At 61.4% G+C, this 14,383-nt stretch carries 15 protein-coding genes; 13 read left to right on the plus strand and 2 right to left on the minus strand.

What is annotated here, in order from left to right:
* Positions 1 to 45: 45 nt before the first annotated feature.
* Positions 46 to 1,728 carry an electron transfer flavoprotein-ubiquinone oxidoreductase gene (locus J7573_RS16940; RefSeq protein ID WP_099814148.1) on the minus strand — a complete coding sequence of 561 codons (1,683 nt, stop codon included), beginning with the start codon at positions 1,726 to 1,728 and terminating at the stop codon, positions 46 to 48.
* A 531-nt stretch (positions 1,729 to 2,259) separates the two neighbouring features.
* Here J7573_RS16940 and J7573_RS16945 point away from each other — a divergent pair.
* From J7573_RS16945 to J7573_RS16985, 9 genes are all read left to right on the plus strand, one after another.
* Complete coding sequence (locus J7573_RS16945) at positions 2,260 to 3,009, plus strand: electron transfer flavoprotein subunit beta/FixA family protein (RefSeq protein ID WP_294337555.1); 750 nt, start codon at positions 2,260 to 2,262, stop codon at positions 3,007 to 3,009.
* Positions 3,010 to 3,939: an FAD-binding protein gene (locus J7573_RS16950; protein ID WP_294337557.1), complete on the plus strand. Its 930-nt coding sequence runs from the start codon at positions 3,010 to 3,012 to the stop codon at positions 3,937 to 3,939.
* 79 nt (positions 3,940 to 4,018) lie between these two features.
* Complete coding sequence (locus J7573_RS16955; protein ID WP_294337559.1) at positions 4,019 to 4,840, plus strand: transporter substrate-binding domain-containing protein; 822 nt, start codon at positions 4,019 to 4,021, stop codon at positions 4,838 to 4,840.
* Positions 4,841 to 4,849: 9 nt separating this feature from the next.
* Complete coding sequence (locus tag J7573_RS16960) at positions 4,850 to 5,203, plus strand: DUF4398 domain-containing protein (protein WP_294337561.1); 354 nt, start codon at positions 4,850 to 4,852, stop codon at positions 5,201 to 5,203.
* Positions 5,200 to 6,012: an OmpA family protein gene (locus J7573_RS16965; RefSeq protein WP_294337562.1), complete on the plus strand. Its 813-nt coding sequence runs from the start codon at positions 5,200 to 5,202 to the stop codon at positions 6,010 to 6,012. The genes J7573_RS16960 and J7573_RS16965 overlap by 4 nt, the downstream gene beginning before the upstream one ends.
* A gap of 200 nt (positions 6,013 to 6,212) precedes the next feature.
* Positions 6,213 to 7,655 carry a PLP-dependent aminotransferase family protein gene (locus J7573_RS16970; RefSeq protein WP_294337564.1) on the plus strand — a complete coding sequence of 481 codons (1,443 nt, stop codon included), beginning with the start codon at positions 6,213 to 6,215 and terminating at the stop codon, positions 7,653 to 7,655.
* Positions 7,656 to 7,722: 67 nt separating this feature from the next.
* Positions 7,723 to 8,190 (plus strand): hypothetical protein, encoded by a 468-nt coding sequence (locus J7573_RS16975; protein WP_294337565.1) that lies wholly within the window; start codon positions 7,723 to 7,725, stop codon positions 8,188 to 8,190.
* 124 nt (positions 8,191 to 8,314) lie between these two features.
* Positions 8,315 to 8,569, plus strand: coding sequence for a YkgJ family cysteine cluster protein (locus J7573_RS16980; protein ID WP_294337567.1), 255 nt, complete (start codon positions 8,315 to 8,317; stop codon positions 8,567 to 8,569).
* A gap of 33 nt (positions 8,570 to 8,602) precedes the next feature.
* Positions 8,603 to 9,208, plus strand: coding sequence for an START domain-containing protein (locus J7573_RS16985; RefSeq protein ID WP_294337673.1), 606 nt, complete (start codon positions 8,603 to 8,605; stop codon positions 9,206 to 9,208).
* Between the two features lie 177 nt (positions 9,209 to 9,385).
* Here J7573_RS16985 and gltA read toward each other — a convergent pair whose 3' ends face one another.
* Positions 9,386 to 10,675: a citrate synthase gene (gene gltA, locus J7573_RS16990; RefSeq protein ID WP_054899921.1), complete on the minus strand. Its 1,290-nt coding sequence runs from the start codon at positions 10,673 to 10,675 to the stop codon at positions 9,386 to 9,388.
* A gap of 351 nt (positions 10,676 to 11,026) precedes the next feature.
* On the opposite strand from gltA, the gene sdhC reads away from it, so the two are divergent.
* The 4 genes from sdhC to J7573_RS17010 are packed head-to-tail and all read left to right on the plus strand — an operon-like array spanning position 11,027 to position 14,267.
* A complete protein-coding gene (sdhC, locus tag J7573_RS16995) occupies positions 11,027 to 11,413 on the plus strand; it encodes a succinate dehydrogenase, cytochrome b556 subunit (protein ID WP_012315350.1) in 387 nt (128 codons plus the stop codon).
* Positions 11,407 to 11,775, plus strand: a complete 369-nt coding sequence (sdhD, locus tag J7573_RS17000; protein WP_027921320.1) for a succinate dehydrogenase, hydrophobic membrane anchor protein — start codon at positions 11,407 to 11,409, stop codon at positions 11,773 to 11,775. The genes sdhC and sdhD overlap by 7 nt, the downstream gene beginning before the upstream one ends.
* 3 nt (positions 11,776 to 11,778) lie before the next feature.
* Positions 11,779 to 13,551: a succinate dehydrogenase flavoprotein subunit gene (sdhA, locus tag J7573_RS17005; protein ID WP_159411395.1), complete on the plus strand. Its 1,773-nt coding sequence runs from the start codon at positions 11,779 to 11,781 to the stop codon at positions 13,549 to 13,551.
* 11 nt (positions 13,552 to 13,562) lie between these two features.
* Complete coding sequence (locus J7573_RS17010) at positions 13,563 to 14,267, plus strand: succinate dehydrogenase iron-sulfur subunit (RefSeq protein WP_012315348.1); 705 nt, start codon at positions 13,563 to 13,565, stop codon at positions 14,265 to 14,267.
* Positions 14,268 to 14,383 lie beyond the last annotated feature (116 nt).

Here is a 14,383-nt window from a genome sequence, read left to right on the forward strand (position 1 = left end):
GTTCTCACGAGCCGGGGGCTTTTTGTTGCTGCAAGGGCAGTGGCCTTACATGTTCGGGTAGTTCGGCCCGCCAGCGCCTTCAGGGGTGACCCAGGTGATGTTCTGGGCCGGGTCCTTGATGTCGCAGGTCTTGCAGTGCACGCAGTTCTGCGCGTTGATCTGGAAGCGCTTGCTGCCATCTTCCTGGCTGACCACTTCGTACACGCCCGCCGGGCAGTAGCGCTGGGCCGGTTCGTCGTACAGCGGCAGGTTGCTGGCGATCGGCACGTTCGGGTCGGTCAGCTTCAGGTGGCAGGGTTGTTCCTCTTCGTGGTTGGTGCTGGAGAGGAATACCGAGCTGAGCTTGTCGAAGCTGAGCTTGCCGTCCGGTTTCGGGTAGTCGATCTTCTTCGACTCGGCGGCGAGCTTGAGGCAGGCGTAGTCCGGCTTGGTGTCGTGCAGGGTGAACGGCAGCTTGCCGTTGAACCAGTTCTGGTCGACATAGTTGAAGGCACCGCCGAGCAGCGGGCCGAACTTGTGCAGTGCCGGGCCGAAGTTACGGCTGGCGAACAGTTCTTCGTACAGCCAGCTGGCCTTGAACGCGCTGACGTAGCCGTCGAGCAGGTCGCCACCCTCGCGGCCGGCAGCCAGTGCGTCAGCCACTGCCTCGGCAGCGAGCATGCCGGATTTCATCGCGGTGTGGCTGCCCTTGATCTTCGAGAAGTTCAGGGTGCCGAGGTCGCAACCGATCAGCGCGCCGCCGTTGAAGACCATTTTCGGCAGCGAGTTCAGGCCGCCTTTGCAGATGGCACGGGCACCGTAGCTGATGCGCTTGCCGCCTTCGAGGTACTGGCTCATCACCGGGTGGTGCTTGAGGCGCTGGAACTCGTCGAACGGCGACAGGTACGGGTTGGCGTAGGAAAGGTCGACAATCAGGCCGACCACCACCTGGTTGTTTTCCAGGTGATAGAGGAACGAACCGCCGGTGTTGTCCTTGCTGGTCACGTCCAGCGGCCAGCCAGCGGTGTGCACCACCAGGCCCTGCTCGTGCTTGGCTGGGTCGATTTCCCAGATTTCCTTCAGGCCGATGCCGTAGTGCTGGACGTCGGCTTCGCTGTCGAGGTTGAAGCGCTTGATCAGTTGCTTGCCGATATGGCCGCGGCAGCCTTCGGCGAACAGGGTGTACTTGGCGCGCAGTTCCATGCCCGGGGTATACAGGCCGTCTTTCGGATTGCCTTCGCGGTCGACACCCAGGTCACCGGTGACGATGCCGCGGACCACGCCGTTTTCGTCGAACAGCGCTTCCTGGGCGGCGAAGCCCGGGTAGATTTCCACACCCAGGTTTTCGGCCTGCTGGGCCAGCCAGCGGCACAGGTTGCCCAGGGAGATGATGTAGTTGCCGTGGTTGTGCATGGTCTTGGGCACGAACAGGTCGGGGACCTTGGTCGAGCTGTCGGCACTTTTCAGCACATAGATGTCGTCGCGCTTCACTTCGGTGTTGAGCGGCGCGCCGAGTTCTTTCCAGTCGGGGAACAGCTCGTTCAGGGCGCGGGGTTCGAACACCGCACCGGAGAGAATATGAGCACCTACTTCGGAGCCTTTTTCCACCACGCAGACGCTGATCTCGCTACCGGCTTCGGCGGCCTTCTGCTTCAGGCGGCAGGCGGCGGACAGGCCCGCAGGGCCTGCGCCGACGATGACCACGTCGAATTCCATGTATTCGCGTTCCACAGGTTCTCTCCTACTCATCAAGGCTCGTGCTGTTGCTTTGTCTTATGGGTGCTTGCGTGCAGCGGCGCTTCGCTGGCGCGAAACTGTAGCTACGCAATGGGCGGACTACACCGTTTTGTCTTGGCGCGCATTATATCTACACCACTTGGCGGGTCCAATACAAACGTTTGTTTGAATTTGCCGGAGCCCAGTAAAATCACTGGAACGCGGCTGGAAGGTGACCGATTTGCCGTATTGACCGGATTGGGTGTTGCGGTCAAGATACGAGCGGTTTTACGTTCGCCGTAGGCTTGCAGCCGGGCGCAGGTACACCTCTAAAGACCAGGTTTGGAGCAGGGTTTTCGGTATAAGAACCGATTTGTAGTGGAGTCTACACGCCACGACAGAAAATGACCCGTGGGTATTTGCCGCAACAGTCGCAACAAGACTGTTCGGTCACCATGAAGTTTGCCCCTCCCGGTACGTTTTCAGAGGTGCCCTTGTACCCACGCGCATCGCCGGGCATGGCCCCAGGCGACTATCTATTCACCGGAGAGTAACGAGGAATCCATGAAGGTTCTTGTAGCTGTCAAACGAGTGGTCGACTACAACGTCAAGGTTCGCGTCAAGGCGGACAACTCCGGCGTCGACCTTGCTAACGTCAAGATGTCCATGAACCCCTTCTGCGAAATCGCCGTGGAAGAAGCCGTACGCCTTAAGGAAAAGGGCGTCGCGACCGAGATCGTCGTGGTCTCCGTCGGCCCGACCACTGCTCAGGAGCAGTTGCGTACTGCCCTGGCCCTGGGTGCCGACCGCGCCATCCTGGTCGAAGCCGCTGACGAGCTGAATTCCCTGGCCGTGGCCAAGGCACTGAAAGCCGTTGTCGACAAGGAGCAGCCGCAACTGGTGATCCTCGGCAAGCAGGCCATCGACAGTGACAACAACCAGACCGGCCAGATGCTGGCCGCGCTGACCGGCTTCGCCCAGGGCACCTTCGCCTCCAAGGTCGAAGTCGCTGGCGACAAGCTGAACGTCACCCGTGAAATCGACGGCGGCCTGCAGACCGTTTCGCTGAACCTGCCGGCCATCGTTACCACCGACCTGCGCCTGAACGAGCCACGCTACGCGTCGCTGCCGAACATCATGAAGGCCAAGAAGAAGCCGCTGGAAACCGTTACTCCAGACGCGCTGGGCGTTTCCCTCGCCTCCACCAACAAGACCCTGAAAGTCGAAGCCCCGGCTGCCCGCAGCGCTGGCATCAAGGTCAAATCGGTGGCCGAACTGGTCGAGAAGCTGAAGAACGAAGCGAAGGTAATCTAAATGACTATCCTGGTTGTCGCTGAACACGAAAACGGTGCCGTAGCCCCGGCCACCCTGAACACTGTCGCCGCTGCCGCCAAGATCGGTGGTGATGTGCACGTGCTGGTCGCTGGCCAGAACGTCGGTGGCGTTGCCGAAGCCGCTGCCAAGATCGCTGGCGTGGCCAAGGTACTGGTTGCCGATAACGCAGCCTACGCCCACGCATTGCCGGAAAACGTCGCGCCGCTGCTCGTCGAGCTGGCCAAGGGTTACAGCCACGTGCTGGCCCCGGCCACTACCAACGGCAAGAACATCCTGCCGCGCGTTGCCGCGCTGCTGGACGTCGACCAGATCTCCGAGATCATCTCGGTTGAATCGGCCGATACCTTCAAGCGCCCGATCTACGCCGGTAACGCCATTGCCACCGTGCAATCGAGCGCTGCGATCAAGGTCATCACCGTGCGTACCACAGGCTTCGACGCCGTGGCCGCCGAAGGTGGCTCGGCTGCCGTCGAAGCGGTGGCTGCTGCGCACAACGCTGGTATCTCTGCCTTCGTGGGCGAAGAGCTGGCCAAGTCCGACCGCCCAGAGCTTACCGCTGCCAAGATCGTCGTTTCCGGCGGCCGTGGCATGGGCAACGGTGACAACTTCAAGCACCTGTACAGCCTGGCCGACAAGCTCGGCGCTGCCGTCGGTGCCTCGCGCGCCGCAGTCGATGCCGGCTTCGTGCCGAACGACATGCAGGTCGGCCAGACCGGCAAGATCGTCGCGCCGCAGCTGTACATCGCCGTCGGTATCTCCGGCGCAATCCAGCACCTGGCCGGCATGAAGGATTCCAAGGTGATCGTCGCGATCAACAAGGATGAAGAAGCGCCGATCTTCCAGGTGGCCGATTACGGCCTGGTCGCCGACCTGTTCGAAGCCGTTCCGGAGCTGGAAAAGCTGGTCTGATCCGCCTGCTTCACTTATAAAGAAGCCCGGCCCTCGCACTGAGGGCCGGGCTTTTTTGTTGCCGGGCAAGGAGTGAAGGATGGTGTTGCGCGAAGCGGGCAGGGTGCTGGCATGCATGGTGGCGCTGCTGTCGCCGGTGGTGATGGCGGCAGGCAAGTGCGAACGGTTGGTGGCAACTGGCAGCCCAGATGCACCACCGTATTCCTGGCAAGACCCGAGCGACCCGAAGCACCTGATCGGCGCCAATGTCGACCTGCTGCGCCAGGTGCTCGGCGAGCTGGGGGTGAAAGTCGAGGTGCTCAGTGCCGGTCGGCGCGATCAGGCGCTGGAGGAAGTGCGCAGTGGGCGCATGGACCTGCTGCTCGATACCCCCATGCAAGTGGAGCAGCTGACGGCGCTGGACTACATTCACCCGCCCTTGCAGCTCAATGAATACCTGGTCTGGACACGCCATGACGCCACGCTGGAGTTCGAAGGCCCGGCCGACCTGGCCAAGTACCAGGGCGGCCTGTCCGAGCGTGCGCGCCTGACCCCGGCGTTCACCGCCTTCGCCAAAGCCCATCTGAATCTGGTGCCGGCGCAGAACCTCACTCAGGCCTTCCAGAAACTGGTACTGGGCCAGGTCGATTATGTATTGGCCGGGCGCTACTCGGGCATGGCCATGACCCAGAGCCTGGGCATGAGCAATAACCTCATCGCCCGCGGCTTGCCGGTGGACCGCCCTGGCCTGTACCTGGCGGTGTCGCACAATTCCGCCTGCAATGACGCGTGGTTGCGTGGGCAATTGGCGAAAAAGCTGACAGAATTGCCGATCTCCGGTGCGTCCGAAGCCGTGCTGCAACGTAATGTCGAGCGTTGGAAAGCGCAGATGCAAGTGCAGGCGGACGCCCCAAAACATTAGGAAGAGTGCGTGAGAACCCAATCCCTGATCCTAGCCGTGGCCATGCTCGGCCTGGCCGGCTGCGCCAATGACCCGGCGCCCAATGAGCAGATGCGAATTTCCGAGCAGGCGCTGGAGCAGGCCAAGGCAGTCGGTGCCACCGACCAGGTCGAGGCGCTGAAGCTGGCCGAAGACAAGTTCGCCCGGGCCAAGACCAACATGCTGACCGAGGACTACCGTGACGCACGCATGCGTGCCGAACAGGCCGAGCTGGACGCCCGCCTGGCCGAGGCGCAGGTGCTGAACCAGAAGAGCGATGAGCAGCTTCAGTTGCTGCAAACGCGGGTCAAGCGCTTGCGCAAGCAGCTGGAGGCGCAGCCATGATGCGCCTGAATGCGAAAACCGCGCTGGCACTGCTGGTGCTGACGGCCGGCTTGCAGGGTTGTGCCAGCCAGCGCAGTTCGGCGGCGCTGGATGACGCGACCGTTGCCTTCCAGAAGGTCAAGGACGATGCCGACGTGCTGCGCAGCGCCCCGCGTGACGTAGTCCGTGCCGGTGAGTCGCTGTCGCGCGCCGAGCGCCTTTCCGGCTACATCGGCACGGGCAGCGACGTGCGTCATTATGCCTACCTGAGCCAGCGCTACAGCGAGATCGCCAGCGAGCACGCCAAGCTGGCGCTGAGCGAGGAGCGTCGGGCCAAGCTCGACCTTGAACGCCAGCGTCTGCAGTTGGCCTTGCGCGAGGCCAAGCTGGCCAGTGTGCAGCAGCAGGGCAAATGGGTGGAGAACCAGATTGCCGCATTGGCCTCGGAGCAGGCCGACCGAGGCTTGGTGATGACCCTGAGTGACGTGCTGTTCGACACCGGCAGTGCCGACCTGAAGAACTCGGCCAGCCGCACTGTGCTCAAGCTGGTGCAGTTCCTCCAGCTCAATCCGCGTCGTGTGGTGCGGATCGAGGGCTATACCGACAGCACCGGTACGCCAGAAGACAACCTCAAGCTGTCGCGCGATCGCGCCCAGTCGGTGGCTGACATGCTGGTTGACCTGGGGATCGATGAAAAGCGCCTGCAGGTCGAAGGCTATGGCGACCAGTACCCGATCGAGGCCAATGCTTCGGAGCGGGGCAGGGCGCAGAATCGCCGGGTGGAAATCGTGTTCTCCGACGACAAGGGTCGACTCGCGCCAGCGCGCTGATCACCTTGAAAAAGGGGGCCGCTTTTCAGCCCCCAGTTTTCATCGGCATCGCACGGATTAGTCGTTTTGACAGGTGTCACGCAACGGTATTGTTGACTACTTAGCCATCTGTCCCAGTACACTTTGCAACTGTTACGGTATGCTCTACCGTCAGTGAGTCGTACAAGAATAACGAGCCGCCTGCGCGTCGAGATACCGCCATGACCAACCTGCTGTTGTACCAGCGTATCGCCCAGCAACTGGCCGATGACATCCGTCGCGGTGTCTACCAGCCAGGAGAGCGCGTACCGTCGGTGCGCAAGATGAGCGCCCAGCTCAACGTCAGCCATGCCACGGTGTTGCAGGCCTACGCCAATCTCGAGGATCAGGGGCTGATCCGTGCCCGGCCGCAGTCGGGCTACTACGTTCATCAGACGCCTGCCCTGACCGCGCAGACGCCGGATATCGCCCGGGTCGAGCGCCCTGGCCTGGTCACGCGTGCCAGTATCATCCAGCAGGTACTGACCGAGGCGCGCCGCGATGGCGTGTTCCCGTTCGGCGCTGCCGTGCCGCACGTCGACTACCTGCCGGTGCGCGCCCTGCACCAGCAGATCGCCAAGGTCACCCGCTTTCACAGCCCGCGAGCCTTCAGCTACATGTTCAGCCCGGGCTTCGAGCCGTTGCGCCGGCAGATCGCGATCCGCATGCGCGATGCGGGTGTGCTGGTCGACCCGCGTGAGGTAATTGTCACCCATGGCTGTGTCGATGCCTTGCAGATGTCGCTGCGGGTGCTGACCCGCCCGGGTGACCTGATTGCAGCTGAGTCGCCGACCTATTACGGGCTTCTGCAGTTGGCGGACCTGCTGGGGTTGAAGGTGATCGAGATCCCCAGTGATCCGTCCACCGGCATCAGCCTTGAGGCCCTGCAACTGGCTGCCAACCAGTGGTCGATCAAGGCTCTGGTGCTCACCACGCGCCTGAGCAATCCGCTGGGCGGCACGGTGCCGGAGGAGCGGCAGAAGCAGTTGCTGCGCCTGGCGTCGGACTTCGATATCCAGATCGTCGAAGACGACATCTACGGCGAGCTGATGTTCGAGCAGGGCAAGACCAAGGCGCTCAAGGCCTTCGACCGGCTGGACCGGGTCATCTACTGCTCGAGCTTTTCCAAGACCCTTTCGCCCGGGGTGCGGGTCGGTTGGATGGTGGCGGGGCGCTATCAGGATGAAATCCAGCGCCTGCAGACCTTCACCACCCACTCGGCGTGCAGCGTGACGCAGATGGGTGTGGCGGCGTACCTGGAGAACGGTGGCTACGACCGGCATCTGCGCTTTATCCGCCAGGAGTATCGCAAGAACCTCAGTGCCTACCAGTTGGCGGTGCAGCAGCACTTCCCGGAAGGTACCCAGATGACCCGGCCAACTGGCGGTTTCATCCTCTGGGTCAGCTTGCCGGGGCGGGTCAATACCCAGGAGTTGCATGTGCGTGCACTGGAGCAGGGCATCAGTATCGCGCCCGGGCTGATTTTCAGTAACACCGAGCAGTTCAACCACTGCATCCGGCTCAACTGCGGCATTCCATGGAACAAGGAAGCCGAACGGGCGGTCATCACGCTCGGGCTATTGGCCCAGCAATTATGCAGAGAATCGCAGCCCTCACTTTTGTAGGCTTGCCAGCAGCGGGCGGAACAGAGAGCATACGCACTTTTACAATCCCGCCTGCCTGTCGATGTCCATGAATCTGTTGCGTAGTGTCGCCCTGATGATCTGTATTGCGCCGTTCTGCCTGCCTGTTGATGTGGTCCAGGCTGCGCAGCCTGCTGCCCAGGCGCAAGCGGGGCATGACAAGGCGGCAAAGCCTGTAGCCAAAGCCAAGCCGGCGGCCAGCAAGGCCAAAGCCAAGCCTAAGCCCAAGCCCAAGCCCAAGCCGGTCAGCAAGGTGGCCACGCAGCCATTGCCCAAAGCCAGGCTGGACCTGAGTCTGCCGACCGACATGGTCAAGAATCTCGAGCCTGAGGTGGGTGATCCTTCGACCCGCCGCAAACCTTTGCTGCCCGCCATGTTCACGGAAAAGCCGGAAACCAGCGACAGCCCGTTTCAGCTCAACGGCCGTTTGATCAGCAACGAGATGCAGCTGCAGCTGCGTAACGAAAGTCGCCACGATGTGGAAGGCGCGGCAATCGATTTCCAGTTCCGCAACTGAACAGGCCAAACTGACTGCCGAGTCACGGCAGATTTCATCGGGTCAGCAATTTCAAACGTATGTTTGAGCGGTTACTATCCAGGGACGATCGTCCCGTTTTGTTCCAGGGAGTCCTGATTTAGCCATGAAGTGTCGTGAGGGTTGTGGTGCCTGCTGCATCGCCCCGTCCATCAGCTCGGCGATGCCGCGCATGCCCCAGGGCAAGCCGGCGGGCGAGCGCTGCCTGCACCTGACAGCGGAAAACCTCTGCGATCTGTTCGGCAAGCCCGAGCGGCCGGCGGTGTGTGGCGGTTTCAAGGCGGATTTCGAGGTGTGTGGCAATGACCGCGACGAGGCAATCAGGATTCTTGGCTGGTGGGAGCAGATAACGGCGGCGTGAGAGGCTGGATCTTCGACAACAAGGATAAACATGATGAGATCGTTCAAGCGTATTGCACTGCTGTGTGGCATGGGTGTCCTGCTGGCGCCGGCTGCCTGGGCCGAAAACTGGCAGGTGGCCAAGGACGAGGAGGGGATCAAGGTCTCGCTCAGCGAAGTGCCGGGCTCCAAGTACAAGGCCTACCAGGGCGTGACCCTGATCAAGGCGCCGCTGGCCAAGGTCCAGGCGCTACAGGAGGACGTGGCCGGGGCTTGCAAGTGGATTCACGAGTGCAAGTCGCAGAAGCTGCTCAAGCATGAAGGTGACCAGAGCTGGACCTACACCCAGTTCAATACGCCGTGGCCGGTGACGCCGCGCGATTCCGTGTTGCATATCACCACCGTCAAGGGGGCTGACGGCAGCCTGACCCGCAATCTGGTCGAAGAGCCGAGCTACATCCCGGAAGAAAAGGGCTTTGTGCGGGTGGCGAAAGTGCAGGGCTTCTGGAAGCTGGTGCCCAAGGGGGACAGTACCGAGGTGACCTATCAGGTGCACACCGAGCCGGGTGGTAGCGTGCCTGCGATGGTGGCCAACAAGTTCGTGGTCGATTCGCCGTTCAATACCCTCAAAGGGTTGCGTGAACTGGCCGAGAAGAACTGAGTTTGTTGTAGGAGCGGCCTTGTGTCGCGAAAGGGCTGCGAAGCGGCCCCAGCTTATTGCATGACCGCTGAAGCCCAGGGGCCGCGTTGCGGCCCTTTCGCGACGCAAGGCCGCTCCTACAGGGGCCAATAAAAAAGGCTGCCCGAGGGCAGCCTTTTTGCGTTCGGCGGGTAAGGCTTACTTGCGGTCCTTCAGCTCGACGATGTCGCGCTGCAGTTCGCCGGTGTACAGCTGGCGAGGGCGGCCGATCTTGTACGGGCTGGAGAGCATTTCTTTCCAGTGCGAGATCCAGCCGACAGTGCGTGCCAGGGCGAAGATCACGGTGAACATGCTGGTCGGAATGCCGATTGCCTTCAGGATGATGCCCGAGTAGAAGTCGACGTTCGGGTACAGCGAGCGCTCGATGAAGTACGGATCGGTCAGGGCGATCTCTTCCAGGCGCATGGCCAGTTCCAGCTGTGGATCGTTCTTGATGCCCAGCTCGCCCAGGACTTCGTCGCAGGTCTTCTTCATCACGGTGGCGCGTGGGTCACGGTTCTTGTAGACACGGTGACCGAAGCCCATCAGCTTGAACGGGTCGTTCTTGTCCTTGGCCTTGGCGATGTACTTGTCGATGTTCGAAACATCGCCAATTTCATCGAGCATGGTAAGGACGGCTTCGTTCGCACCGCCATGGGCCGGGCCCCACAGAGCGGCGATACCGGCAGCGATACAGGCGAACGGGTTGGCACCCGAGGAGCCCGCTAGGCGCACGGTGGAGGTGGAGGCGTTCTGCTCGTGGTCGGCGTGGAGGATGAAGATCCGGTCCATTGCCTTGGCCAGCACCGGGCTGATCGGTTTGATCTCGCACGGGGTGTTGAACATCATGTGCAGGAAGTTTTCCGCGTACGACAGGTCGTTGCGCGGATACATCATCGGCTGGCCCATGGAGTACTTGTAAACCATCGCGGCCAGGGTCGGCATCTTGGCGACCAGGCGCACCGCGGAGATTTCGCGGTGTTGCGGGTTATTGATGTCCAGGGAGTCGTGGTAGAACGCCGACAGGGCGCCGACCACACCGCACATCACCGCCATCGGGTGAGCGTCGCGGCGGAAACCGTTGAAGAAGGACTTCAGCTGCTCGTGAACCATGGTGTGGTTCTTGACGGTGCTGACGAACTGGGCCTTCTGCTCGGCATTCGGCAGTTCGCCGTTGAGCAGCAGGTAGCAGGTTTCCAGGTAGTCCGATTTCTCGGCGAGCTGTTCGATCGGGTAGCCGCGGTGCAGCAGCACGCCCTTGTCGCCGTCGATGTAGGTGATCTTCGACTCGCACGAGGCGGTCGCCATGAAGCCAGGGTCGAAGGTGAAGTGACCAGTGGCCCCCAACCCGCGGACGTCGATTACATCAGGACCAACGGTGCCGGTTAAAATGGGCAGCTCGACGGGGGCAGCGCCCTCGATGACCAACTGCGCTTTTTTGTCAGCCATGTGGCCTCCTATTAATGCTTGAAATCATCAGACAGCCCCCCACGCAGGGCCCGCACCACTATAGAGAAGTAAATTCGAATGTCAATTTGCCTAAAGGCTGGTTGAAAGCCCCTCTGAAGCCTGATTTTTCTAGAATTTCTCGCCCATTTACGCCTTTTGCTCGCTAAAGGCAATCCGCTATTTGGGCTACCCCGTCACGTTGTCATAAGCAGCCTAACTGTCTATACTCGGCACCCGACTCCCAGGGGCTTGCAAGCCCGAACTGCTGGGGGTCGCCGTTCCCTGGGTGGTGGGTACCTGACCAGTACACTTACCAACAACTTTGCCCTGATTCGCTAGGGGCTCTTCAGTGTGAAAAAAGCCGTGAAAAGCCAACGACCTGTAAACCTAGACCTAAGGACCATCAAGCTTCCTGTCACTGCGTACACGTCCATTCTGCACCGTATCTCCGGCGTCATCCTGTTCCTCGGCCTTGCCATCATGCTTTATGCACTGGGCAAGTCGCTGGGTTCCGAGGAAGGCTTCGGTGAGGTGAAGGCGTGTCTGACCAGCCCGCTGGCCAAGTTCGTGACCTGGGGCCTGCTGTCCGCCCTGCTTTATCACCTCGTGGCAGGTGTACGCCACCTGATCATGGACATGGGTATCGGTGAGACGCTGGAAGGCGGCAAGCTGGGCTCGAAAATCGTGATCGTCATCTCCGTGGTGCTGATCGTTCTGGTGGGAGTTTGGGTATGGTAACCAATGTCACGAACCTGTCGCGTTCGGGCCTCTATGACTGGATGGCGCAGCGCGTATCGGCGGTCGTTCTCGCGGCTTACTTCATCTTCCTGATCGGCTACGTGGTCTGCCACCCAGGCATCGACTACACCCAGTGGCATGGTCTGTTCTCCAACAACGCGATGCGGATCTTCAGTCTGCTGGCCCTCGTTGCCCTGGGCGCTCACGCCTGGGTCGGCATGTGGACCATCGCCACCGACTACCTGACGCCGATGTCGTTCGGCAAGTCGGCGACTGCGATTCGTTTCCTGTTCCAGGCGGTATGCGGCGTTGCGATGTTCGCTTACTTCGTCTGGGGTGTGCAGATTCTCTGGGGTATCTGATCCATGGCTAGCATTCCAACCATTTCCTTCGACGCCATCATCATCGGTGGCGGCGGCGCCGGCATGCGCGCAGCGCTGCAGCTGGCCCAGGGCGGTCACAAGACTGCCGTAGTCACCAAGGTCTTCCCGACCCGTTCGCACACTGTATCTGCCCAGGGCGGCATCACCTGCGCCATCGCTTCGGCCGACCCGAACGACGACTGGCGCTGGCACATGTACGATACCGTCAAGGGTTCCGACTACATCGGTGACCAGGACGCTATCGAATACATGTGTCAGGAAGGCCCGGCTGCGGTCTTCGAACTGGACCACATGGGTCTGCCGTTCTCGCGTACCGAAACCGGCCGTATCTACCAGCGTCCGTTCGGTGGTCAGTCCAAGGACTTCGGTAAAGGTGGCCAGGCCGCCCGTACCTGCGCAGCGTCCGACCGTACCGGTCACGCGCTGCTGCACACCCTGTACCAGGGTAACCTGAAGGCCGGTACCACCTTCCTCAACGAGTACTATGCCGTTGACCTGGTGAAGAACCAGGAAGGCGCCTTTGTCGGTGTGATCGCGATCTGCATCGAAACCGGCGAAACCATGTACATCAAGTCCAAGGCCACCGTACTGGCCACTGGCGGTGCAGGCCGTATCTACGCGTCCACCACCAACGCCCTGATCAACACCGGTGACGGTATCGGCATGGCCCTGCGTGCAGGCGTACCGGTACAGGACATCGAGATGTGGCAGTTCCACCCGACCGGCATCGCCGGCGCCGGTGTACTGGTCACCGAAGGTTGCCGCGGTGAGGGTGGCTACCTGATCAACGCCCACGGCGAGCGCTTCATGGAGCGTTACGCGCCGAACGCGAAAGACCTGGCCGGCCGCGACGTGGTTGCCCGTTCCATGGTCAAGGAGATCATCGCCGGCAACGGCGTGGGCCCGAACAAGGACCACGTACTGCTGAAGCTGGACCACCTGGGCGAGGAAGTGCTGCACAGCCGCCTGCCAGGTATCTGCGAACTGTCCAAGACCTTCGCCCACGTCGACCCAGTGGTCGCGCCGGTGCCGGTCGTTCCGACCTGCCACTACATGATGGGTGGCGTTGCCACCAACATTCATGGCCAGGCCATCACCATGGACGAAGAAGGCAAGGATCACATCATTCCTGGCCTGTTCGCCGTCGGTGAAGTGGCGTGCGTATCGGTACACGGTGCCAACCGCCTGGGCGGCAACTCGCTGCTCGACCTGGTGGTGTTCGGCCGTGCTGCCGGCCTGCACCTGGAGAAGGCACTGAGCGACGGCATCGAGCATCTCGACGCCAGCGATACCGACATCGATGTTGCCCTGAGCCGCCTGAGCAAGCTCAACGAGCGCACTTCCGGTGAAGACGTTGCCAGCCTGAAGCGCGAGCTGCAGAGCTGCATGCAGAACTACTTCGGTGTATTCCGTACTGGCGAATACATGCAGAAGGGTATCGAGCAACTGGCCGGCCTGCGCGAGCGCATCGCCAACGTCAAGATCAACGACAAGTCCCAGGCCTTCAACACCGCGCGTATCGAAGCGCTGGAGCTGCAGAACCTGCTGGAAGTTGCCGAAGCTACCGCCATTGCGGCCGAAGCCCGTAAAGAGTCCCGCGGCGCTCACGCCCGTGAAGACTTCGAAGACCGTGACGACGAAAACTGGCTGTGCCACACCCTGTACTACCCGGGTGAGAAGCGCGTTGCCAAGCGTGGCGTCAACTTTGCGCCGAAGACTGTTCCAGCCTTCGAACCAAAAGTCCGGACTTACTAAGGGTGGCTGCTATGTTGAAAGTCGAAGTTTATCGTTACAACCCGGACACCGACTCGGCGCCCAAGATGGAGTCGTTCGACGTCGATACCGGCGGCAAGGACCTGATGGTGCTGGACGTGCTGGCGCTGATCAAGGAAAAGGACGAGGGCTTCTCGTACCGTCGCTCCTGCCGTGAAGGCGTTTGCGGTTCCGATGGCATGAACATGAACGGCAAGAACGGCCTGGCCTGCATCACCCCGCTGTCGGGCGTGGTCAAGGGCAACAAGCTGGTTCTGCGTCCGCTGCCAGGCCTGCCGGTCATTCGTGACCTGGTGGTCGACATGAGCATCTTCTACAAGCAGTACGAGAAGGTGAAGCCGTTCCTGCAGAACGACACCCCGGCTCCGGCCATCGAGCGTCTGCAGTCGCCGGAAGACCGCGACAAGCTGGACGGTCTGTACGAGTGCATCCTGTGCGCTTGCTGCTCGACCTCCTGCCCGTCGTTCTGGTGGAACCCGGACAAGTTCCTGGGCCCGGCCGCTCTGCTGCAGGCCTACCGCTTCCTGGCCGACAGCCGTGACACCAAGACCCAGGAGCGCCTGGCGTCCCTGGATGACCCGTTCAGCGTATTCCGCTGCCGCGGGATCATGAACTGCGTCAACGTTTGCCCGAAGGGTCTGAACCCGACCAAGGCAATCGGTCACGTACGTAACATGCTGCTGCAAAGCGGCACCTGATACAAAGTGTTGTAACTGCAGTAAGCCGAGGTGCGGGTGGTGAGCCCGCACTGAGGTAAAACCTGAGCAAGGGCCCACAAAGCCCGCGCTCGATACCTATGAAGATATGAGACCAG

This window comes from Pseudomonas sp. (assembly GCF_017744435.1).
Lineage (GTDB): Bacteria > Pseudomonadota > Gammaproteobacteria > Pseudomonadales > Pseudomonadaceae > Aquipseudomonas.